General features: G+C 65.8%; 1 protein-coding gene. It reads left to right on the forward strand.

The genetic code is table 11. The features are described 5' to 3' along the window. On the forward strand, positions 1 to 231 hold a 231-nt coding region (locus AC3XQU_RS25125), incomplete at both ends, for a contractile injection system protein, VgrG/Pvc8 family (protein ID WP_489876798.1).

Below are 231 nucleotides of genomic sequence, written 5' to 3' on the forward strand. Positions count from 1 at the left end.
CGCAGGGTGGAGGCGTACCTGCAGAGCACTGCCGCGGACATAGTCCGCAAGGTCGCCCAGCGGGCAGGAATCAAAGCCGGCAAGGTCGATGCGAAAGGCCCGGTGCTGCAGCATGTGGCACAGGACGGCATCAGCGACTGGGATTTCCTGCACCGGCTGGCGGTGGAAGTAGGGGTGGTACTGTCCGTCTCCGGCGGAGCGCTGCACTTTACAGCCGCCACCGATGCCGCT

Source organism: Telluria sp. AZSoR62, from assembly GCF_058111565.1.